General features: G+C 72.9%; 20 protein-coding genes. 9 read left to right on the top strand and 11 right to left on the bottom strand.

Annotated features, from left to right (window positions below; all coding sequences use genetic code 11):
- Positions 1 to 67 precede the first annotated feature (67 nt).
- A complete protein-coding gene (locus MMF93_RS29115; RefSeq protein WP_242756109.1) occupies positions 68 to 460 on the top strand; it encodes a DUF2267 domain-containing protein in 393 nt (130 codons plus the stop codon).
- A 163-nt stretch (positions 461 to 623) separates the two neighbouring features.
- Here MMF93_RS29115 and MMF93_RS29110 read toward each other — a convergent pair whose 3' ends face one another.
- Positions 624 to 1,118, bottom strand: a complete 495-nt coding sequence (locus tag MMF93_RS29110) for a MarR family winged helix-turn-helix transcriptional regulator (protein ID WP_242756108.1) — start codon at positions 1,116 to 1,118, stop codon at positions 624 to 626.
- Positions 1,119 to 1,410: 292 nt separating this feature from the next.
- Here MMF93_RS29110 and MMF93_RS29105 point away from each other — a divergent pair, with 292 nt between their 5' ends.
- Both MMF93_RS29105 and trxA read left to right on the top strand, forming a co-directional pair.
- Positions 1,411 to 2,592: a PP2C family protein-serine/threonine phosphatase gene (locus MMF93_RS29105; RefSeq protein WP_242756107.1), complete on the top strand. Its 1,182-nt coding sequence runs from the start codon at positions 1,411 to 1,413 to the stop codon at positions 2,590 to 2,592.
- A gap of 279 nt (positions 2,593 to 2,871) precedes the next feature.
- Positions 2,872 to 3,261, top strand: a complete 390-nt coding sequence (trxA, locus tag MMF93_RS29100; protein WP_242756105.1) for a thioredoxin — start codon at positions 2,872 to 2,874, stop codon at positions 3,259 to 3,261.
- Positions 3,262 to 3,384: 123 nt separating this feature from the next.
- Here trxA and MMF93_RS29095 read toward each other — a convergent pair whose 3' ends face one another.
- The gene (locus tag MMF93_RS29095) at positions 3,385 to 4,812 is read right to left on the bottom strand and encodes an ABC transporter permease (RefSeq protein ID WP_242756103.1); all 1,428 of its coding nucleotides are present in this window, start codon (positions 4,810 to 4,812) and stop codon (positions 3,385 to 3,387) included.
- Between the two features lie 167 nt (positions 4,813 to 4,979).
- On the opposite strand from MMF93_RS29095, the gene MMF93_RS29090 reads away from it, so the two are divergent.
- Positions 4,980 to 5,618, top strand: coding sequence for a TetR/AcrR family transcriptional regulator (locus MMF93_RS29090; protein WP_242756101.1), 639 nt, complete (start codon positions 4,980 to 4,982; stop codon positions 5,616 to 5,618).
- A gap of 21 nt (positions 5,619 to 5,639) precedes the next feature.
- Here the strand turns inward: MMF93_RS29090 and MMF93_RS29085 are convergent, their stop codons facing one another.
- The 3 genes from MMF93_RS29085 to MMF93_RS29075 are packed head-to-tail and all read right to left on the bottom strand — an operon-like array spanning position 5,640 to position 7,806.
- Positions 5,640 to 6,716 (bottom strand): ATP-dependent DNA ligase, encoded by a 1,077-nt coding sequence (locus MMF93_RS29085; RefSeq protein WP_242756099.1) that lies wholly within the window; start codon positions 6,714 to 6,716, stop codon positions 5,640 to 5,642.
- 47 nt (positions 6,717 to 6,763) lie between these two features.
- Positions 6,764 to 6,970, bottom strand: a complete 207-nt coding sequence (locus MMF93_RS29080; protein WP_242756098.1) for a DUF397 domain-containing protein — start codon at positions 6,968 to 6,970, stop codon at positions 6,764 to 6,766.
- Positions 6,967 to 7,806, bottom strand: coding sequence for a helix-turn-helix domain-containing protein (locus MMF93_RS29075; protein WP_242756097.1), 840 nt, complete (start codon positions 7,804 to 7,806; stop codon positions 6,967 to 6,969). The genes MMF93_RS29080 and MMF93_RS29075 overlap by 4 nt, the downstream gene beginning before the upstream one ends.
- A 141-nt stretch (positions 7,807 to 7,947) precedes the next feature.
- On the opposite strand from MMF93_RS29075, the gene MMF93_RS29070 reads away from it, so the two are divergent.
- On the top strand, positions 7,948 to 8,112 hold the full coding sequence (locus MMF93_RS29070; RefSeq protein WP_242756096.1) for a hypothetical protein: 165 nt from the start codon (positions 7,948 to 7,950) through the stop codon (positions 8,110 to 8,112).
- Positions 8,113 to 8,276: 164 nt separating this feature from the next.
- On the opposite strand, the gene MMF93_RS29065 is transcribed toward MMF93_RS29070, so the two are convergent.
- Positions 8,277 to 9,785 carry an alpha/beta hydrolase gene (locus tag MMF93_RS29065; protein WP_242756095.1) on the bottom strand — a complete coding sequence of 503 codons (1,509 nt, stop codon included), beginning with the start codon at positions 9,783 to 9,785 and terminating at the stop codon, positions 8,277 to 8,279.
- Between the two features lie 208 nt (positions 9,786 to 9,993).
- Between MMF93_RS29065 and MMF93_RS29060 the strand changes: the two genes are divergently transcribed.
- Together MMF93_RS29060 and MMF93_RS29055 are read left to right on the top strand one after the other, a co-directional pair.
- The gene (locus MMF93_RS29060) at positions 9,994 to 10,599 is read left to right on the top strand and encodes a TetR family transcriptional regulator (RefSeq protein WP_242756094.1); all 606 of its coding nucleotides are present in this window, start codon (positions 9,994 to 9,996) and stop codon (positions 10,597 to 10,599) included.
- An 80-nt stretch (positions 10,600 to 10,679) separates the two neighbouring features.
- Positions 10,680 to 12,215, top strand: coding sequence for an ATP-dependent DNA ligase (locus MMF93_RS29055; RefSeq protein ID WP_242756093.1), 1,536 nt, complete (start codon positions 10,680 to 10,682; stop codon positions 12,213 to 12,215).
- A 109-nt stretch (positions 12,216 to 12,324) separates the two neighbouring features.
- Here the strand turns inward: MMF93_RS29055 and MMF93_RS29050 are convergent, their stop codons facing one another.
- From MMF93_RS29050 to MMF93_RS29030, 5 genes are all read right to left on the bottom strand, one after another.
- Positions 12,325 to 12,744 carry an HIT family protein gene (locus MMF93_RS29050; RefSeq protein ID WP_242756091.1) on the bottom strand — a complete coding sequence of 140 codons (420 nt, stop codon included), beginning with the start codon at positions 12,742 to 12,744 and terminating at the stop codon, positions 12,325 to 12,327.
- A gap of 15 nt (positions 12,745 to 12,759) precedes the next feature.
- Complete coding sequence (locus MMF93_RS29045) at positions 12,760 to 13,545, bottom strand: aldo/keto reductase (protein ID WP_242757838.1); 786 nt, start codon at positions 13,543 to 13,545, stop codon at positions 12,760 to 12,762.
- A gap of 337 nt (positions 13,546 to 13,882) precedes the next feature.
- Positions 13,883 to 15,397 carry a purine-cytosine permease family protein gene (locus MMF93_RS29040; protein WP_242756089.1) on the bottom strand — a complete coding sequence of 505 codons (1,515 nt, stop codon included), beginning with the start codon at positions 15,395 to 15,397 and terminating at the stop codon, positions 13,883 to 13,885.
- Between the two features lie 301 nt (positions 15,398 to 15,698).
- Positions 15,699 to 16,607, bottom strand: a complete 909-nt coding sequence (locus MMF93_RS29035) for a universal stress protein (protein ID WP_242756087.1) — start codon at positions 16,605 to 16,607, stop codon at positions 15,699 to 15,701.
- Between the two features lie 175 nt (positions 16,608 to 16,782).
- Positions 16,783 to 17,817: an NAD(P)-dependent alcohol dehydrogenase gene (locus tag MMF93_RS29030; protein ID WP_242756085.1), complete on the bottom strand. Its 1,035-nt coding sequence runs from the start codon at positions 17,815 to 17,817 to the stop codon at positions 16,783 to 16,785.
- A gap of 364 nt (positions 17,818 to 18,181) precedes the next feature.
- Between MMF93_RS29030 and MMF93_RS29025 the strand changes: the two genes are divergently transcribed.
- Together MMF93_RS29025 and MMF93_RS29020 are read left to right on the top strand one after the other, a co-directional pair.
- Positions 18,182 to 18,916 (top strand): TetR/AcrR family transcriptional regulator, encoded by a 735-nt coding sequence (locus MMF93_RS29025; RefSeq protein WP_242756083.1) that lies wholly within the window; start codon positions 18,182 to 18,184, stop codon positions 18,914 to 18,916.
- An 81-nt stretch (positions 18,917 to 18,997) separates the two neighbouring features.
- Positions 18,998 to 21,208, top strand: a complete 2,211-nt coding sequence (locus MMF93_RS29020; RefSeq protein ID WP_242756081.1) for a HelD family protein — start codon at positions 18,998 to 19,000, stop codon at positions 21,206 to 21,208.
- The last annotated feature ends 66 nt before the right edge of the window (positions 21,209 to 21,274 follow it).

Genomic DNA, 21,274 nt, shown 5'->3' with positions numbered 1-21,274 from the left:
AGACCACCGCGCACACGAGACCACCGCGCACAAGGGCACGAGATCCGGCGGCACGAAGGAGCCGATCATGAGGTACGACGAGTTCCTGGCCCAGGTCCGCGAACGCGGCGAGTACCACGACCAGCAGGAGGCCGAGCAGGTCACCTGGGTGGTACTGAGCGTGCTCGCCAACCGCATCACCCCCGTCAAGGCCGGAGAGCTGGCGGCCCAGCTGCCGGGCCCGCTCGGACCCGTCGTCGCCGAGGCGGGCGAGGACGACCCCGAGACGTTCGGTGTGGCCCGGTTCTGCGAGCGCGTCGCCGCGCAGACGGGCGCCCGCCCCCGCACCGCGGAGTGGGACGCCAGCGCCGTCCTGTCGACCCTCGCCGACGCGGTCTCAGGCGGAGAGCTCAACCAGCTGATCAGCCAGCTGCCGAGCGGTTACGCGGCACTCTTCGGCAAGGCCGAACTGAGCAGGTGAGGCGCGCACCGCGAGGTGCGCGCCTCGGCTTTGCGCCGGGAGGTGCGGGCCGACAGGCGCGGCGGGTCCGGGGCGGCGCGCCGGCTGCATGGGGCCGATCCGGTGGGATCGATACCAGAGAACGACCGCGCCTCGCCGCGGCAGTGCCTGTGAGCGGTCCGGGTCAGGCGGAGCGGTCCACTTCTTCGAGTTCTTCGAGGGCGTTCAGCCGCCGCGTGGGCGTGGCGTCCTCCGCCGCTTCCCGGAAGGCCTGCAAGCCCTCCGTCAGGACGGCGCGGGCCTTGGGCGGCATCGCCGCCAGGGTCGCCGTGAGGGCTTCCTCACGGCGCAGCCGCAGGTCACTCAGGTACTTCTTGCCCTGACGGGTCAGATGCAGCTCCAGCTCCCGGCGGCTGACGGGGCTGGGCAGACGCTCCAGGAAGCCGAGCGCCTGGAGCCGGTCGCACAGCCTGCTGACCGAGGAGGGCGCAGAGCCCAGCAGCTCCCCCAGCATGCGGAGGTTCATGCCCTCGTCACGGTCGAGGCAGTAGAGCACCCGCAGCTGCGAGGCGGAGACGGGCGAGGTGGAGACCGCGTCCCTGCCGTGCTCCCACAGGATCTCCAGCAGTTCGATGACCTCGCCGGCCGCCCCGGCTGCCTCGTGCGAGGTCGAGGTCACGTTCACTCCCCATTTCCGGCGCTTCTGCCCGTCGTCACGGGGCACACTCGTCGCCTGTCCGTCTCCGTGCAAGGGGCGGAGAAGAGCTTATCGCCCTCCGGCACTCTTCGGACAGGCCCGCGCGGCAGGCCCTCACCCGCAGGTCACGGCCTTCTGCCCGGGCCGCCGAGCGGCCATCTGTTGTCATTCAGCGAATGTTGCAGTGCGACGATAATGTACTGGTCCGGCCGCAGGGTACGCAGTGCCCCCTGCCAGGCCGTCGCACGATTCGGCAGAACGAGAAGCAGGAGACGTGGACAGATTCGCCGTGGTCGAGCGGGCCTTGCGCGCCGCCGCCCCCCACGCATTGATGGATGTCGTCGAGCAGGCACTGCGAGAACAGTACGGAGCGTCCGGAGCCGAGTTGCGCATGGCCGACTTCGGCATGCGCACCCTGCAGCGGGTCGAGCCCGTACCGTCCACCGCCGAGCCGCTGCGCATCCACAACAGTCCGCAGGGGCGTGCGCTGCGGGCGCCGGAGCCTCTCGTCCTGGCCGACAGGGCGGCACGCACGGTGACGGTGCACCTGCCGGTGAGCGTACGGGGGGACCGGCTGGGCGTGCTGTCGGTCGCCTTCCCCTCCGACACCGACGCGCACGGCCTGCTGCCGGAGCTGGAGGATCTGTGCCGGGCCCTCGGTCACGAGATCACGGTCGCCGAGCGCGACACGGACCTCTACCAGCGAGCCCGCCGGGCCACCCGGCTGACGCTGGCCGCGGAGATGCAGTGGCAGCTGCTGCCCGGCCGGTCCCTGCGGCGCGCGGAGTTCGCCCTGGGCGCCCATCTGGAGCCCGCGTACTCCACGAGCGGGGACAACTTCGACTGGTCCGTCTCGGCCGACCATCTGACCGTCGCCGTCGCCAACGGCATGGGCGACGGTGTGGAGGCGGCCCTGTTGACCAACCTCGCCGTCAGCGCGATGCGCAACGCCCGCCGCGCCGGCCTCTCACTGGCCGACCAGGCCGCGCTCACCGACCAGGCCGTGTACGCGCAGCACAGGGGCGCCGCGCACGTCGCCATGGTCCTGATCCGCTTCGAGCTCGCCACCGGCCGGGCCGAGGTCGTCGAGGCCGGGTCGCCGCGCGCCTGGCTGCGCCGGGAGGGAAAGGTGGAGCCCCTGGTCTTCGACGCGCAGCTGCCGCTGGGCATGTTCGAGGACACCCACTACGTGACCGAGCACTTCCGGATGCAGCCCGGTGACCGGCTGCTCCTGGCCACGGACGGCGTCTACGAGGCCCGCTCCCCCGCCGGCGAGGCCTTCGGTGACCACGCGCTGGCCCGCTCGCTGACCGCCAACGGGCTGCTGCCCGCCGCGCAGGTGCCCCGCGCGGTCTTCCAGGAGCTCACCCGCCACCGCGGCGAGGGCCTCTTCGAGGACGACGCCCTCACGGTGTGCGTCGACTGGTACGGGCGCCGCGGGGCGGAGCACGCCTGACGCCCCTCAGCGCCCTCCCCTGCCGCGCCTGATCCGGAGAGAGGCCGGGGCCCGCGCACGCGAGGGCGGCGCGCGCCCCGAGAGGCCGGCGCTTCCCGAGAGGCGCGCTTGCCGGGGAGGCGCGCTTGCCGGGGAGGCGCGCTTGCCGGGGAGGCGCGCTCGCCGGGGAGGCGCGCTTGCCGGAGAAGGGGGTGGGCGGGGAATGTGGGGCCCGGCGGGGCTTGTTTCCCGCCATACCAGGGCGCGGCCCGTCCTGATGCCCCCATCGCAGGAGACAGCATGAGCACCATCGAGCTGACCACGGACAACTTCGAGGAGACCATCGCGGGGAACGACTTCATCCTGATCGACTTCTGGGCGTCCTGGTGCGGCCCCTGCCGCAGCTTCGCCCCGGTGTACGAGGCCGCCGCCGAGCGCCACTCCGACCTGGCCTTCACCAAGGTGGACACGGAGGCCCAGCAGGAGCTGGCAGCGGCGTTCGAGGTGCAGTCGATCCCGACCCTGGCGATCATCCGCGACCGCACCCTGATCTTCTCCCAGCCCGGTGCGCTTCCCGAGGCCGCTTTGGAGGACGTGATCGGCCAGGCCCGCGCGCTGGACATGGAAGAGGTCCACAAGTCCGCCGCCGAAGCCCAGCAGGAGGGCGGTTCCGAGGGCGGCAACGCCTGAGGGGTCCGGTATCAGGAGGGCGGGCGGCCACGGCCGAGCGCCTCGCGGCCCCGCACCCGCATGACGACGGCCGCCCGGGTTCGCACCCGGGCGGCCGTCGTCGTGGTCGCCGCACGCGGCCTGCTAGCGCCCCGTGCCCGCGGGGACGGGACGGCGGTCCAGGCGGAAGTCCTGCCGGACGGGGTGTCCGTCCCTGGCCCGTACGCGGGCGACGGCGGCGAGCCGGTCGGGGCTGCTGGCGATGACGTTGACGAACTCGTCGGGCAGACCGGCCGCGGCGTACTCGCCGTTCTCGTCGGTGATCGCGCGGACCAGTTCCCTGCCGTGGGTGCCGGTGACCGTGATGGCGACGCCGTGGACCGCCCGGCCGCCCTCGTCGGTGACCCGGCCGGTCAGGGTGGGCTGCTGCTGCCCCATGCGGTGCAGGTGCGGCGGCACGGCGCTGGGCCGTGGCAGCTCGAAGGAGGGGTCCTCGACCGGGGGCTCGGACGGGGTGACGGCCGCCTGCGGCTCGTCGCCCGCCACCTCGGCCTCGGCCTCGGTACCGTTCCCGGCCTCCTTGCGGGCCGCACGCCGCTCCTTCCAGAGGCCGAGGGCGAGCAGCGCCGCACCGGCGACGATCCACGCGCACAGCACCAGCACGTGCCGCCACACGTCCTTGCCGTCGAAGTAGAACAGCCCGCGCAACGCCTCGATGAGGTTGCCCATCGGCATGACCGGATGGAGCGCCCTGAAGAAGCCCGGGACCATCTGGACGGGTATCGCACCACCGCTGGAGGGCATGCTCAGCAGGACGAACAGGCCCATGGCCACGCCGGGGAAGAACTGCTTGAAGAACGGCACCAGACCGAAGGAGGTCTGCGCGACCGCCTGGGTCATCAGGAAGATCAGGGGGATGGCCAGCGGCTCGTTCGGGATGACGTCCATGCCCCGCGCCACGAAGAAGGCCACGACGCTCTCCACGGCTCCGACGGCCGCGAGCGTGAGCACCTTCTTGCGCCGCCCGAAGGTGGTGGCCCGCAGCAGCATCATCACGCTGATGTACGAGGGGATGGTGCAGGCGAGGACGACGTAGAACAGTCCGGTTCCCATGCCGTCGCCCGGCGCGGTGGGCGCGGCCTCGTGGACCTGGAGTTGCCCGCCGCTCTGCTGGGCGACGGAGGTGAAGGTCTTCTGGAGGACCGACTCCAGCGAGTAGCCGTCCGCCTTGGCGACGTAGAGCTGCGGCTGCTTGGCGTCGGGCACGTAACCTGCGGTCGCCTCGCGCCCTGTGACGGCGTCGTGCGCCGCGTCGGCGTCGGCGACCTGGTGGATGTCGAAGGCGCCTGGGCTCTTGTGTTCGAGCGCCTGTTCCAGCTGCGGCGCGGTGGGCCCCGCCACGGCCACGTCCACGTGGTGGGGGACGGGGTTGTGGAAGGGCAGCAGGTAGCAGACGAGGAAGCCGGTGAAGAAGAACGCCGGGAACCAGAGCGTCTCCGCCAGGGTGCGCACGGTCGTGCGGAGCGCCGAGGGGCCGCCTCCGCTCTCCGGTTCCGCCTTGTGTTCCGCCATGGACTGGGGTCCGCCTCCTCGTGAAAATTATGTGGCATGGCCAATGATTAGCTACGCTAACAGAAAGGTGCAGCGCTGCAAAAATGCACTACTGTAGGAAGCGCCACAGGTGAGACCGCGGGTGGGACCGCAGGGGAGAACCGCAACCGGAGAGCACGGGAGCACAGATGGCCGCCGAGACCGCCGAGACCGCCCACGGTCTCCGGGAGCGGAAGAAACTGGAGACCCGCTCGGCGCTGCGCGCCGCCGCGGTGGCGATGTATCTGGAGCGCGGCCCCGCCGCCGTCACCGTGCACGACATCTGCGAGGCCGCCGGGGTCTCCCCCCGCACCTTCTTCAACTACTTCGAGACGAAGGACGACGCGGTCTTCGACTGGGACAACAGGCTCACCGGCCACCTCGTCGACCTCCTGGCCGCACGGCCCGCGGACGAGCCGCCCCTGACGGCCCTGCGCCAGACGCTGCGCACGGCGATCCCCGCGCTGGTCGCCGACGCGGGCTGGCGCGAGCGCCGCAAGCTGCTGGGCGCCCATCCGGAACTGGTGCCCAAGCTGGTGCACAGCAACAGCCACATGGCCGAGGCGCTCTCCGACGCCGTCGCAGCCCGCACCGGGCTGCCCTCCGACGCCCTCTACCCGCGCCTCCTGGCGGGCGCCGGGATGACGGTGCTGCGCTCGGCCATCCGCGCCTGGGACCCGGAGTCCTCCGCCGAGGACCTGCTGGCCATGCTCGACTCCTGCTTCGACTCGCTGGCGGCCGGCCTGCCCGAGCCCACTGAGGGCGACCCGGCACGGTCGGCGCGCTGACCCCTCAGCCCCGCAGGCCTGTCACCGCCCGCCGAGCGCCTCCTCGAGGTCGTACCGTACGGGCTGCTCCAGCTGCTCGTACGTGCACGAGCCCGGCTCGCGGTCGGGGCGCCAGCGCCGGAAGAGGACCGTGTGGCGGAAGCGCTCGCCCTCCATGTGGTCGTAGCCGACCTCGCACACCCGCTCGGGCCGCAGCGGCACCCAGGACAAGTCCTTGGTGCCGCTCCACCGGCTGGGCGCGCCCGGCATCCGGCCCTCCTCGTGCGCCGACGCGTCCTCCCAGCGGGCCCACGGGTGCTCACCCGGACGGTCCATCCGCAGCGGCGCCAGCTCCCGCATCAGCTCACGCCTGCGCGAAGCGGTGAACGACGAGGAGGCGCCCACGTACTGAAGAGCGCCCGAGGCGTCGTAGAGGCCCAGCAGCAGCGAGCCCAGCGCGTCGGGGCCGCTCTTGTGGAGGCGCAGCCCGGCCGGCACGCAGTCCGCGGTGCGCTCGTGCTTGACCTTGAGCATCACCCGCTCCCCCGGCCTGTACGGCAGCTCGGGCCGCTTGGCCACCACCCCGTCGAGCCCGGCACCCTCGTAGTGCGCGAACCAGTCACGTGCCACCGCGCTGTCGTGGGTCACCGGCGCCAGGTACAGCGGCGGCCGTACCCCCTTGAGCGCCTTCTCCAGCATCGCGCGCCGCTCGCTCTGCGGCCTGGGCATCGCGTCGGTGTCGTCGAGGGCCAGCAGGTCGAAGGCGACGAAGGAGACGGGCGTCTGCTCCGCCAGCAGCCGCACCCGGGAGGCGGCCGGATGGATGCGCTGCTGGAGCGCCTCGAAGTCCAGCCGGGCGCCGAGCGGCAGCACGATCTCGCCGTCCAGCACGCAGCGGCGCGGCGCCCGCTCCCGCACCCCCTCGACCAGTTCGGGAAAGTAGCGCACCAGCGACTTGCCGGTACGGCTGATCAGCTCGACCTCGTCACCGTCCCGGAAGACCAGGCAGCGGAACCCGTCCCACTTGGCCTCGTACTGCATGCCCTCCGTCGCCTCGGGGATCGAGGCGACGGGCTTGGCGAGCATCGGTTTGACCGGTGGCAGGACAGGGAGCCGCATGGCTCCGATTGTCCCGGCCGGAAGCGATCGGCGCGCGCCGGCCGGGCTCAGACCTTGAGCCCGCCCACGAAGGCCGTCCACGCGGCCGGCGAGAACGCGAGCGGCCTGCGGGCGGTGTCCTTGGAGTCACGGACGGGAACGGCCCCCGCATCGCCCACGAGGCCAGGGGCCCACTCGACGCAGTTGCCGCCCTGTCCGCCGCTGTACGTGCTCTTGACCCAATCGGTGGGGCGGCTGGTGGAGGTGCTGCTCATCGGGTGTGGTCTCCCATCGCACTGTGAAGCAAGCTGAGTGACTGAGCCGGTGATAGCGCGTCCGCGCGTAACCGGTCAAACAAGTTACGGGCGTCATCTACCCGCTCCGGAGAGTCAATCACGCGCCCGAGCCCCTGTCCCTCCGAGTACAGCACCGGCGGCTGACCTGTGGCCATGGGAAACCGCAACAGCGTGAACGGCGACTCCGCCGGGGGCGCGCCGGACGCGAACGGCAACACTTGCATCGTGACGGCTGGACGCTCCGCCACGACGGTCAGGTACCGGAGTTGAGCGCGCATCACCTCCGGACCTCCGACCTGCCGCCGCAGGCACGCCTCGTCCAAGACCAGCCAGAGAAGCGGCGGTTGATCCTGCTCGTGCAGCTTGACGCGCTCGATCCGCAGATCGACCTTCGCAGCGGTCTGCTCCGGAGTGTCGAGCGGCTGCCCGGATCTGAGCACGGCCCGCGCGTACTCCCGCGTCTGCGCCCCGCCGAAGACGAGGTTGGTGCTGTAGTCGCAGATGCCTGAGGCCTGGCGTTCCAGATCGACGAAGGGGGCGAACCAGTCGGGATGGTCGACGTTCATGAGCCGTCGCAGCGACTCGGCGAACAGGCCCCCGGTGCCGAACGCCCGGTCGCAGCCCTCCGCGAACTTCATCGAGGGGATGATCGTCCCCTTCTCGACCTTGCTGACGTAGCCCTCGGAGTATCCGGTGGCGGTCCCGAGGTGCTTCTGGGTGAGCCCTCTGGCGAGGCGGACGCGCTTCACGTCCTCGCCGAACGAGCGAGGCACGCCGCCGTTCAAGTCCGGCACGCTCTTCCGCTTGCGCCCCACTCCCGACCAGCCCCTTTCATCTCCCCTGCGGCGCAGGGCCGTTGACCCGCCACTTGCCGGATGGTATTCAAGCGGCGCCATCGTAGCCCGGCCCGTGTTGATCTGACCACAAGGAGTAATCGACAAGATCGGGTGGGATCGATGGAGCAAGCGCGGGCACGTGGCTGCGAGGACTGCCAGTGGTTCCGGACGCAGATCAACCGGGCCTACGGCGACGAGCGGGGCAAGGCAGATCTTGAGGCGTTGTACGGAGCGCACCTGCGCGCCAAGCACGGCGACGACACACGCCGCCTGAGGGCGGTGTGACCATGTGGAGCGTCGGTCAGCGAGCTCGTGACAGGAAGTCGGGGAAGGACGGCGAGATCGTTCAGGTGACTCTTCCGTCGCCCGTGATCTACCGGCTCAGGCTGGACGATCCTTGGGGGGTCGTCGTCTACAGGTACGGCGACCAGTTGCTCCCCGTGAGCTCGTCAGGAGGTCTCGGCCGTCACTGAGGGACAGGATCGGTCCCGGGCCGGGCGCTCGCCCGTGGCCAGGAAGGCGGTGGCGGCGTCCTTCACGCAGGTGTTGCGGCCGAACGGGTAGACACCGTGGCCGCCTTGGTCGGCGCTCACCATCCTGGCTCGTGCGCCGAGCGCGCGTCGCAGGCTCAGAGCGCCTGCCAGCGGGGTGCCCGGGTCGCGTTCGTTTTGGACCATGAGCATGTTCGACGGGCCGCGGTCACCGATCCGCACCGGCTTCTCGATGCCCTTGCGCGGCCAGAACGCGCACGGGGTGACGCTCCCCGTGGAACCGCCCAGCATCGGGTACCGCACCCGGTCGACCGCGGCCCCGGTCCGGTAGGCGTCCAGCTTTCGCGGCCAGGGTGAGTCCGCGCAGAGCACGTGGTGGCGGCCGGCCAGCAGGTTCTCGAATCCCTCTTCCGGCGGGTCGATCCGGATCGGCTCGCCCCGGTCGAGGTCCTGCCACGCCTTGGCCAGCGCGGGCATGGAGGCGTCGCTGTAGAGGCGGTCGAAGGTCAGTCCGCGGAAGCTCGTACCGTCGACGATGCCGACCGGGTGAGCCGTCAGGCGTGCGGCGAGCCGGTGGTAGGTGGCCGTGACCTGGCCGGGGGTGCGGCCCAGCCCGTAGCGCGGGTGCTCGGCCGCGTAGGCGGCGAAGTCCGGGAAGCGGTCGTGCATGCCGCGCGCGAGCCGCCGGAACGCCGTGCGGTCGTAGCCGCCGGGGCCGAGGTTGCTGTCGAGCACGATCCGGTCGCCGCGCTGGGGGAACAGCGTGGCGTAGACGGCGCCGAGGTGTGTGCCGTAGGAGGCGCCGAGGTAGGAGATCTCACGTTCGCCCAGGGCCGCCCGGATCCGATCCATGTCGCGGGCGTTGTTGGCGGTCGTGGTGTGCGGGAGCATCCAGGCGCTGCGTGAGGTGGCGCACTGCCGGGCGATGGCGCGCGCGTGTGCGGCTTCCTGGTCGACGTCGGCCGCGGAGCGGGCGTACACCGGGAAGTTGCCGCGCTGCTGCTGCGAGGGGGTCAGGTCGCACGTCACCGGTGTGCTGCGGCCCGCGCCGCGGGCGTCGAAGCCGATGACGTCGTAGGAGTCCAGCACGCTCTGCGGCAGTCCGGAGGCCGCGAGCACGGCCGGGTACGTGAGCCCCGGGGCGCCCGGCCCGCCCGGGTTGGTCAGCAGCACGCCGCGTCGTTTCGCGGGGTTTCCGCTCGCCAACCGTGAGACGGCGATGTCGATCTGCCGGCCGTGGGGGTGGCGGTAGTCGAGCGGGACCTTGAGCGTCGCGCACTCCAGCCGGGCCGCGGCCCCGGCCTGCGGTGAGGCACGCGGCGTGGGGCAGTGACCCCATCGCAGGGTGCCGGCAGGTGTTCCGGGCGCCGCGTCGGGTGTCGCCGCCGACGCTCCTCCCGGTATCAGGGTTGCTGTGACGGCACTGACGGCGAGGGTGAGCGCCAGGGCGTTGCGGTGCGTCTTCATCCGGTGTCCTTCTTCCGGCGCCGGCCGTACAGGTGGGTGGGTGGGTGGGTGGCGTCATGACCGTGACGGCGTCGCCGCTGCCGCGGCACGTGGCGGCTCCTCGTCGTTGCGTCGTGGCCGACGTCCGCCAACACGCTGTGTTGGTGGACGCGACGACACGCTAGCACGGCGTGCTAGTACGATGTGCTGGTGAAAGGACGGCCGCACGATGAACGACGAGAAGTTGCCCAGTACACGTGAACGGATCCTGGCCGCGGCCGCGGCCATCCTCGCCGAGGACGGCCTGGCGGCACGCCTGAGCGTGCGTGCGGTCGCCGCGCGGGCCGGGGTGAGCAGCGGGTCGCTGCGCCACCACTTCCCCACCCAGCGGGACCTGCGGGACGAGGTGACGCACCGCATCTTCGACTGGGTCGCGCGCACGGGCCGCATCGACGACGCCTCCCGGCCTGCCCGGGACCGCCTCGTCGAGTGTCTGAGCGGGGTCCTGGCCGCGGCGGGAACAGGACCGCAGGCACGCGAGGCCCTGGCCACCGCCGTCAGGACGTTCGTCACCGCTGAGCAGACCGAGCAGGTGCGCGCGTCCTATCTGGCGATCGAGCGGGACACCCACCACCGCGTCGAGAGCTGGCTGACGTCGCTGGCCGAGGAGGGAGCACTGGCGGGGAACGACATCCCCCGCAGCGCCCGCTTCCTGTCCACCGTCGTCAACGGGCTCGCGTTCGAGCGGGCGATGCCGGCACAGGACGCGCTCACGGAGCGAGAGCGGGAGACCCTCCACGTGGCGGTGGACGCGGTTCTCCGCACGCGCGCCTGAGAACGCCCCTCCGAGACACCCCCGCGCCGGTGGGCGCCCGGCGAGGGGCGGGCGGAGCGCGCATCGGCGACGATGGGGCCATGCTGCTGGCAGACATCGCACGCACGTCCGCCCGGATCACCGAGGCGTCCGGCCGCAACGAGAAGGTGTCGCTGCTCGCCGAGCTGTTCGGGCGCACCGGCCCCGACGAGGTGCCCGTCGTGGTCACCTACCTCGCCGGGCGCCTCCCCCAGCGCCGTACCGGCGTCGGCTGGAGCACCCTGCGCGAGATGCCGCCGCCTGCCGCGCGGCCCACGCTGACCATCGCCGAGACGGACGCCGCGTTCGCCGCCCTGGCCAAGGTGAGCGGAAAGGGGGCGCAGGCCGCGCGCAAACAGCGGCTGGACGCGCTGCTGGCGCGGGCCACCGCCGACGAACAGCACTTCCTGGTACGGCTGATCGGCGGCGAGCTGCGGCAGGGCGCACTGGACGCGTTCGCCGTCGAGGGACTGGCCGCCGCGATCGGCGCCGAGCCGGGCGAGGTGCGGCGTGCGGTGATGCTCGGCGGCTCGCTCGGCACGGTCGCGCAGGCGCTGCTGGCCGAGGGGCCCGGCGCCCTGTCGCGGTTCGGGATCGAGGTGGGCAGGCCGGTGCTGCCCATGCTGGCGCACACCGCGCGGAGCGTGGACGAGGCCCTCGACAAGGTGGGGCCCTGCGCGGTCGAGGAGAAGCTGGACGGCATCCGGGTGCAGGTGCACAAGGACGGCGACCAGGTGCGTGTCTACACCCGCACCCTGGAGGAGATCACCGACAGGCTGCCCGAGGCCGCCGAGGTCGCCCGGCAGGCCGACGCGAGCCAGGCGGTGCTCGACGGCGAGGTGATCGCCCTGGCCCAGGACGGCTGGCCGCGCCCCTTCCAGGAGGTCTCCGGGCGGGTGGCCTCCCGGCTCGACGTGGCGGGAGCCAGCAGCGAACTGCCGCTGCACCCGGTCTTCTTCGACGTGCTGTTCCTGGACGGCGAGGACCTGCTGGAGCGGCCGTCGGTCCAGCGGCACGCCGCGCTCGCCCGGGTGCTGCCCGAGGAGCGGCGGGTGCGCCGGGTGCCGGTACCCGACCCGCAGGACGAGCAGGCGCGCGCGGGCGTGCGGGCGTTCGCCGAGGAGGTGCTGGCGCGCGGGCACGAGGGCGTGGTCGTCAAGGCGCTGGACGCCGGCTACTCCGCCGGGCGGCGCGGAGCCTCCTGGCTGAAGGTCAAACCGGTGCACACGCTCGACCTGGTGGTGCTGGGCGCCGAGTGGGGGCACGGGCGCCGCGCGGGCAAGCTGTCCAACCTCCATCTGGGGGCGCGGCGCGAGGACGGCACGTTCGCCATGCTCGGCAAGACGTTCAAGGGCCTGACCGACGCGCTGCTGGCCTGGCAGACCGAACGCCTCGGCAAGCTGTCGGTCGAGGACACCGCCTGGGGCGTGCGGGTCAGGCCCGAGCAGGTGGTGGAGATCGCCTTCGACGGGGTGCAGCGCTCCACCCGCTACCCGGAGGGCGTCACGCTGCGGTTCGCCCGCGTGGTGCGCTACCGGGAGGACAAGCGCCCCGAGGAGGCCGACACCGTGGAGGCGGTCACCGCGATGCTCCGCTGAGCGGGCGGGCCGCCCCGCCGAGCGGGCGTGCGGGCGCCGCCGAGCCCGCACGGTGCACCGCCGAGCCCGCCCGCCGCGCCGAGCCCGCGAGCGCCGCCGCCGAGGCGGTTCACACTTCCGCTCGGACGCGGGCCGCGACCCGGCGGGCCTCCGTCTCGTCGGCGTAGTGGTGGCGCGGCCAGAAGAAGCCGCGCAGGCCGTCCTTGCGGCGGCGCGGCACCACGTGCGTGTGCAGGTGGGGCACCGACTGGCTGACCCGGTTGTTCTGCGCCACGAAGGACCCGTCGGCCTCCATGCCCCGCTCGACGGCGGCGGCGACGCGCCGTACGGCGGTGAAGTACGGGCCGACCGACTCCTCGGCCAGGTCGGTCAGCGTCTCCACGTGGGCACGCGGGACGACCAGGGTGTGGCCGGGGAAGAGGGGCCGCTGGTCGAGGAAGGCGACGGCGGCACCGTCCTCGTGGACGCGGTGGGCGGGCAGCTCACCGGCGATGATCTGACAGAACACGCACTCCGCTGCGGTGGCCATGGCGGTGCCGCCCGGTCAGCTCAGGGTGCGGGGGTCGGGGCCGACGCGGGTGCCGGTCTCCAGGCGCTGGATCTCCCGCAGGTCCTCGCCGTCGAGTTCGAAGTCGAAGAGGTCGATGTTCTCCCTGATGCGGGAGGGCGTCACGGACTTCGGGATGACGACGTTGCCCAGCTGAATGTGCCAGCGCAGCACCACCTGGGCGGGGGTCTTGCCGTGCTTGGCCGCGGCCCTGCGCACGGCGGGATCGTCCAGGACGCCGTTGCCGCGGCCCAGCGGCGACCAGGCCTCGGTGATCACACCGTGTTCGGCGTCGAAGGCGCGCAGCTCAGGCTGCTGGAGGCGGGGGTGCAGCTCGATCTGGTTGACGGCGGGCACCACACCGGTCTCCTCGAACAGCCGTGTGAGGTGCTCGGGCTCGAAGTTGGAGACGCCGATGGCCTTGGCCCGCCCGCTCTCGTGGATCTCGGACAGCGCACGCCACGTCTGCACGTACAGGTCCCTTGAGGGCACCGGCCAGTGGATCAGGTACAGGTCGACGTGGTCGAGACCGAGCCTCTCCAGGGAGTCGTCGAAAGCGCGCAGCGCGACGTCGTGGCCGTGGTCGGTGTTCCACAGCTTGGTCGTGACGAACAGTTCCTCGCGCGGGATGCCGGACTCGCGCAGCGCCTTGCCCGTTCCGCCCTCGTTGCCGTAGAGGGCGGCGGTGTCGACACTGCGGTATCCCGCCGCCAGGGCCGCGGCGACCGTCTCCGCGGCCTCGTCGTCCGGCACCTGGTAGACGCCGAACCCGAGCTGCGGCATCTCGGTCCCGCTGTTCAGCTGGACGGTGGGGACGTGTGCGGTGTTCACGGTGCGACCTCGGCTCTCGCTCTGGGTTCCGGCGGCGTGGACGGGCCGGGTTGCCCGGCCCGCCATGATCCATTCACGCACACGCCGGGCCCTTCCGCGCCGCACCCCTCCGCCGGACACGCCTGGGTGAGTCCCCGCACCGGCCGGGGCGGTCACCCCCTGCCGGCTGCACCGAGTGCTGCGCGCAAACGCCCTGGCCCCCGGCGGAGGGCCGGGGGCCAGGGCTGCGGTGGGGGCGAAAGGCCGGAGGCCGGAGAGGCCGGGCCCTCCGCAAGGGGGCGCGGCCGGCTCAGGCGGCGGCCTGCGGCTCCTTCTCGCGGGGCGCGGGCAGCACCGCGAACAGTACGGCGGCCAGCAGCACCGTGGCGGCCCAGCCCAGGCCGTTCTCGCCGATCCAGGTGTCGACCAGCGGTCCGGCGAACCACTCGCACTTGGTGAAGGCGAGCCCGAGCAGCAGGGCGACGCCCCAGGCCGTCATGGCCTGCCAGCAGAAGCCTCCGACGTACCAGTAGCGGCTGGTGCGCGAGGTGTCGAGCAGCCCGGCCGCGTCGTAGCGGACGGTCTTGTGCCGGCGGCGCAGCATGTCCACCGCGTAGACGCCGACCCAGGCGGAGAAGGAGACGGCCAGCAGCGAGAGGAAGGAGATGAACGAGCCGTAGAAGCTCTTGGCGACGAGCATCAGCAGCAGCCCGCCGACGAGGCTGATCACCGCGTTGATGGAGACGGCCGAGGCGCGGGGCAGCTTGACGCCCATGGTCTGCGCGGTGAACCCGGCGGAGTACATGGACAGGCTGTTGATGAGCACCATGCCGATCAGGGCGATGAGCAGGTACGGCACGGCCAGCCAGCCGGGCAGGGCCTCGCCGAGGAAGGAGACGGGGTCGTTCGTCTTGGCCAGCGCGGGGTCCTTGAACGACATCACGCCGCCCATCAGCACCATCGGCACCAGCACGAGCAGCGCCCCCGAGAGGGTGGTGCCGAAGATCTTGCGGCCCTGTGCGCTGTGCGGCAGATAGCGCGCGAAGTCCGGGCCCGTGGGGATCCAGCTGATGCCGCCCGCCGCGATGGTGCCGATGCCCGCGATGAACATGGCCGTGCCGCCCGCGGGGCGCGAGAAGACCTCGCTCCACTCGATGGTGGTCACCAGGTAGGCCAGCACGAGGACGGTGAAGATCCCGAACAGATAGGTCGACCAGGTGTTGCAGATGTTGAGCACCTTGCGGCCCATGCCGCTGACGAGGAACGTCACACCGACGAACACGAGCAGCGTGACGACGATGAGCGGGGTGCTGCTCTCGACGCCGAACAGCAGCCGCAACACGGTGAGCACGGCGTACGCGCCCGTGACCGCGTTGATCGTCTCCCAGCCGAAGCGCGCGACCCACAGGATCATGCCGGGGAAGTAGTTGCCCCGTACGCCGAAGGTCGCCCGCGAGAGCATCGCGCCGGGCGCGCCGCCCCACTTGCCGGAGACGGACAGCAGGCCGACCAGGCCGAAGGAGACGGACCCCGCGATGGCGGCCGCGAGGAGCACCTGGAAGAAGTTGAGGCCGTTGAAGACGACGAGTCCGGCGCCCATGGTGAGGAGCAGGACGCTGATGTTGGCGGCAACCCAGGTGGGGAACAGTTCGCGGACCCGGCCGCGCCGCTCGTGGTCGGGTACGGGCTCGATGCCTCGGGTCTCGACGGTTTCGTCGACGGCCGCGGCGGTCGCCGGGGCGGAAGCGGAAGAGTCGGCCGAGGAGGCCGAAGGGGGCGCCGTAGCGGCGCCGTCGGCGCCGGCTACGCCGGGACGAACTGCCATGGGATGGGGCTCCGTGCGTGGTTCTCTGGTGCGACGTGCGTCATTGCAGGGTCCTGACCAGGACGTGAGGGGACTCTACGCGCGTTGCATTGCGCCCTCTATCGTACAGAACCACACGATCGGCCCCCGCCGCTTCGGGGGATCCTACAAAACGGTGGGGGTGACCCGGAGAGCCGGCCGGGCGCCGGAAGCGGAACGCCGGCCGCACCGGGAGGCGGCCCGCAGCCCGGCTGAGGGAGCCGCCTGTCGAAGGGCCCGCCGAGGAGACCCAGCCGGAGGGCCCAGCCGAGGGGGCGGCTCCTCAGGGCACCGGCACCAGCACCACAGAACACGCCGCGTGCTGGAGGACCGCGTTGACCACGGGGCCCACCTGGAGGCCGAGGCGACGGTGCTCCCGCCGTACGCCCAGCACGATCCGCTCCGCGCCGTCGCTCATCCTGATCAGGTTCTCGGCCGCCGCGCCCTGGTGCTGCGCGGTGTGCACCTCCACGTCCCCGTAGCGCTGCCGGAACGGCTGCACCGCCTCCGCCAGGAACTTCTCCGCGCGCTTCGTCTCCTCCGACGGCTCCTTCGGCGACAGCTTGAGTGACACCCCGGGCAGCGTCGGATAGTTCCAGGAGTGCACGACCCACAGCGTCGACCCGTCCCGCCGCGCCGACTGGAAGGCGAACTCGACCGGCTCGGTGGCACCGGCCCACTTCAGCCCGACCACCGTGTCACCGACCCGCGCCGTGCCGGGCTCGGGCACCTCACCGCGCACCACCATCAGCGGCCCGGCGGCGTGCGCCGCGAGCCGCAGGCCCACCGAACCGAGCAGCAGGCCGCGGAAGCCCCCGCGCCCCCTGGTGCCCACCACGGTGAGGTCGGCCGTACGGCTCGCCCGCACCAGCGCGTCGACCGCGGGCTCGCGCACCCCCGCAGGGGTGACGGTCAGCCCGGGCACACGCTTGCGGGCCCGCTCGGCGGCGGCGTCGGCCACCTCCTGTCCCGCCCGGCGGATCCGCTCGGTGTCGGAGTCCGTCTCGGGCACGACGCTGCGCCGGGGTGGCGCGGCGCCGCACAGCACCTCCAGCTCGGCGCCCCGGCGCACGGCCTCGTCGGCGGCCCGGTCCAGCGCGCGGAGAGAGTGCGGGGAACCGTCGACACCGACCACGACACGGCCGGTCGAGGGGGCGGGCGCCTCGGCGGAGCGCTCGTTGGTCTGCGACATGTCCTTCTTCTCCTCGCGTCCTGAGACGTCCTCGCGTCAGGGCCGGGTACCCCGCCAGTGTCGGTCACACGGCGCGTTTGCGGGAGAAGGCGCGGCACAGCGAACACGGCGGAAACAGCGGGCCGCCGGACGCTCCCCGCCTGCGAGGTGCTCGGGTAGGGCGGGCCCGCGCGTCTCAGGGCACCATCACCGCACGGCCGTTGACCTTGCCCTCGTGCAGGAGCTCGTAGGCCCGGGGCGCCTCGTCCAGGGGGAACCGCTCGACGTGGATGTCGAGCACGCCTCGGCGGGCCAGGGCCAGCACCTCCTCCAGCTCGGACCTGCTGCCCCAGTACGGGGAGCGCACCGTCGTCTCGTACGGCAGGATGCCGAATCCGACGGGCAGCGAGCCGCCGCCGATGCCCACGAGGGTGACGTCGCCTTCGATGCCCACGCTCTGGCCCGCCAGCGCCGTGGTGGGCGGGACGCCGACGAAGTCGAGTACGGCGGTGGCACCCTGACCGTCGGTCAGCTCGCGGATCCGGTCGGCGGCCTTGGTGTCCGAGAGCAGCACCTCGTGGGCGCCGACGTTCCTGGCGAGCTCCAGCTTCTCCTCCGCGACGTCCAGCGCGACGACGCGGGCCGGAGTCATGGCCCGCAGCAGCTGGATGCCGATGTGGCCGAGGCCGCCGGTGCCGATGACGACGGCGGTGGTCCCGGCGACCAGCTTGGGCACCGACAGCTTGACCGCGTGGTACGGCGTCAGCCCGGCGTCGGTCAGCGGAGCCGCGGTGACCGGATCGAGGCCGCCCAACGGCACCAGATGGCGCGCGTCGTCGACCAGCAGGTACTCGGCCATGGCGCCCGGCGCACCCAGCCCCGGCGGGAAGATGGCGTCCCGGTCGGCGCGCAGGCAGTAGTTCTCCTTGCCCTGGGCGCAGTTGTGGCAGACACCGCAGCCCCAGGGCCCGTACACCGCGACGGACTCCCCCACCTGGACGCCGCTCGCGCCGTCCCCCAGGGCCGCGACCGTGCCGACGCCCTCGTGGCCGAGGGTGAGCGGGAGGGGGAAGCGGAGCTGTTGCGCGGTCATCCCCATCACGACGAAGTCCGAGTGGCAGGCGCCGGCCGCGGTGACCTCCAGCAGGACCTGCCCTGGACCGGGTTCGGGGTCCTCCACCGTGGTGAGGACGGGCGGTTGTGAGATGCGCTGGTACTGGAGGGCCTTCATGCGGGCTCCTGGCTCGAGGCCGGTGACTCCTGGCCGGTGACTCCTGACTGATGGCTCGTGGCTTCTGGTGTCTGGCTGCCGGCTCCTGGCTGCCGGTCGGTGCGGCGGGTCCTGAGCACCGTCGGCGTGCTCCGCGGCGGCCGGCCGGCACGGGTGCCGTGGCCGGCCGCCGCGGAGTGGCAGTGCAGGTCGCGACCTGTCCTGACTGCCGGCCGCCCCCGCCTGGTCCGCGCCGCACCGCGAGCGGGCTCAGGTCCACTACAGCAGCACGTCACGGCGGCCGCAAAGGGAACGTGGGCACGACTCAGACAGATACCTGGTAAGTAATTTAACTCAGTTACATTTCCCTGCTACGGTCGTCCCCATGAGCGAATCCCCCTCCGGGCTGCGCGAGCGCAAGCGGCAGCGCACCTATCAGGCGATCTCCGACGCGGCCGTGTCCCTCTTCCTGGCCAAGGGGTTCGACGCCGTCTCCGTGTCCGAGATCGCGGACGCCGCCGAGGTGTCCAAACCGACCCTTTTCCGCTACTTCCCCGCCAAGGAGGACATGGCCCTCCACCGCTTCGCCGACCACGAGGACGAGGCGGCGCGGGTGGTCGCCGCCCGCGCACCGGGCGCCGCACCGCTCGGCGCGCTGGAGGCGCACTTCCTCGCCGGGCTCGACGCCCGGGACCCGGTCACCGGACTGTGCGACGACCCGGAAGTGCTCGCCTTCCACCGGCTGCTGTACGGCACCCCCAGCCTGGTGGCCCGCCTGCACTCCTACACCGCGCGTTCCGAGGCGGCTCTGGCCGCCGAGCTGGCCGGCGCGGCCGACGGCTCGGACGACGGCCCGAGCAACGGCTCGGCAGACAGCTCAGGCGACGGCCCAAGCGACGAGCCGGCACACGGCTCGGCGCACGGCTCGGGCACCGGGCGCGCCGCGCTGACGGCACGGCTGGCCGCCGGGCAGATCATCACCACCCAGCGCGTCCTCGCGCTGGAGAACTGGCGCCGCGTCTCGCGCGGCGCGAGCGCGGAGCGCTGCCTGGTGACGGCGCGCGCGGACGCCGTCCACGCCTTCGCCCTCCTGCGCACCGGCCTGGCCCCGTACGCCTGACCACCACCGCTGGCGTCTGACCACCACCGCCGCGCCCCGACACCGGGCGACGCGGCCCCCCACCACGAAGAGGAGCGTTCCATGCCGGGGGAAGACCCCACCCGCGACGCCGCTCCCGGCGCCGAGCCGGCCGCCGAGTTGGCCACGGAACTGGCCGCTGAGCGCGCCTACACCGACACCTGCCGGGCCGCGCTCGGCCGTGCGGACGCCGCCACCCGTCAGCGGGTGCGGGAGGGCGCGGGCGTGGTGACCGGCCGGCACTCGGGCGACGCCGCCGAGGAAGGCGTCGCGGGAGACGGGGCGAGCGCCGAGGCGCTGGGCCGGTACCTGCGCAGCCGCGCCAAGGAGGTACGGGAGGAGCCCGACGGGCCGCCGTTCTTCGGCCGGCTCGATTTCCGCAGCGAGGGCCCGGCGGGCGACGAGGCCGGGGAACACCGCGGCCAGCGGTACTACATCGGCCGCCGCCGGGTCAGCGCACACCCCTCGGCCCCGCCGCTGGTGCTGGACTGGCGGGCGCCCGTCTCGCGCGCCTTCTACCAGGCGACGGCCCGCGTCCCGCAGGGCGTCGGCTCGCGCCGCCGGTTCGGCTGGGCGCCGGGCGGCACGGGCACGGCCGCGGACCTGACGGGCCTGGAGGACGAGCCGCTGGCCGACGCGGGAGCCGCCGGGGACGGCGCCGCCTCGGCGCTGAGCAGCGGCATCGTCGCCGAGGAGATCGAGCGCCCCCGCGTCGGGCCGATGCGCGACATCGTCGCCACCCTCCAGCCCGAGCAGGACGACCTGGTCCGCTCGGGCCCCGGAACGTCCCTGTGCGTCCAGGGCGCGCCCGGCACGGGCAAGACCGCCGTCGGACTCCACCGCGCCGCCTACCTCCTCTACACCCACCCGCGCCGGATCGAGCGCGGCGGGCTCCTCGTCGTCGGACCCAACGCGGCGTTCCTGCACTACATCTCCGCTGTCCTGCCCTCTCTCGGCGAGGGGGGCGTGCGCCAGTGCACGGTGGCGGATCTGCTGCCCGCGCGCGAGGTGACGGCCGAGGACACCGGGGACGCCGTGCAGATGAAGCACGACGCGCGCATGGCGAGCGTGCTGTACCGCGCCCTGTACGCACGGGTGCGGCTGCCGGACGGGCCGCTCGCGGTGCCGGACGGCTCCTACCGGTGGCGGCTCGACGGGGAGGAGTTGCGCGCGATCGTCGAGGAGACGCTGGCCCAACAACCGCCCTACGAGGTCGGCAGGGAACGGGTGCGGGCGCGCACCGTGGCGCTGCTGCGCGACCGCGCCGAGCGCCGCGCGGGACCGCCGGGCGGCGAGTGGCTGCGCCGTATGGGCAGAAAGAGGGAGGTGGCCGCCTTCCTGGACGCGGTGTGGCCCAGGGCGCGGCCCGAGGAGGTCGTCGCCGGCCTGCTCGGCGACCCCCGGACGCTGGCGGCGGCGGGCGAGGGGCTGCTGGAGGCAGACGAGCAGCGGGCCCTGCTGTGGGCGGGCCGCCGCCCGCGCACGCCCCGCACGGCGCGCTGGTCGCGGGCCGATCTGCTGCTGCTCGACGAGGTGGCGGGGCTGATCGAGCACCCCGAGGAGAGCTTCGGGCACGTGGTGGTGGACGAGGCGCAGGACCTCTCCCCCATGGAGTGCCGCGTCCTGGCGCGCCGCAGCCGCTTCGGCTCGCTGACCGTGCTGGGCGACCTGGCCCAGGGCACCACCGCCTGGGCGGCCCGCGACTGGGAGTCGCAGCTGACGCACCTGGGCGCGCCCGACGCGGCGTACACGCCGCTGACCACGGGGTTCCGGGTGCCCGCTGCGCTGGTCGAGGCCGCCAACGGGCTGCTCGGCTCACTCGGGGTGCGGGTGCCTGCCGCGCGGTCGCTGCGCCCGGGCGGGGAGTTGACGAGGGTGCCGGTGGCCGCGCCCGACGAGGTGCCGTCGGTCGTGGCCGAGCGGGTGCGGGGTGCGCTGGAGCGTGAGGGCTCGGTCGGGGTGATCGCCGACGGGGCGCGGGTGGCCGCGCTGCGGGACGCGCTGTCCGCCGCGGGCGTCCCGTCAGCGGAGCCCGGCGAGGAGGCGTCGGCTCCGCGCGCGTCGGGCGGGGAGGCGTCGGCGGCCCGGGTCACCGTCGTGGGCGCCGAGCTGTCCAAGGGGCTGGAGTACGACCACGTCGTACTCGTGGAGCCGGCCGAGATCGCGCGGAGCGGGGCCCGCGGGCTCCACCTGCTCTACGTCGCGCTCACCCGCGCGGTCTCGCGGTTGGAGATCGTCGGCGCGCGGGAGCTACCGGCAGCCGTGCGCGCCTGAGGCCGGTCCCGTGGCCGCGAGCTCGCGGAGCCAGTCGGGCCGATCGGCGATCTCCAGCAGCAGAAG

It is taken from the genome of Streptomyces tubbatahanensis (genome assembly GCF_022699385.1).
GTDB classification, from domain to species: domain Bacteria; phylum Actinomycetota; class Actinomycetes; order Streptomycetales; family Streptomycetaceae; genus Streptomyces; species Streptomyces diacarni.
Note: the sequence above shows the minus strand (reverse complement) of the source record. Positions and strands in the feature narration are given on the sequence as shown.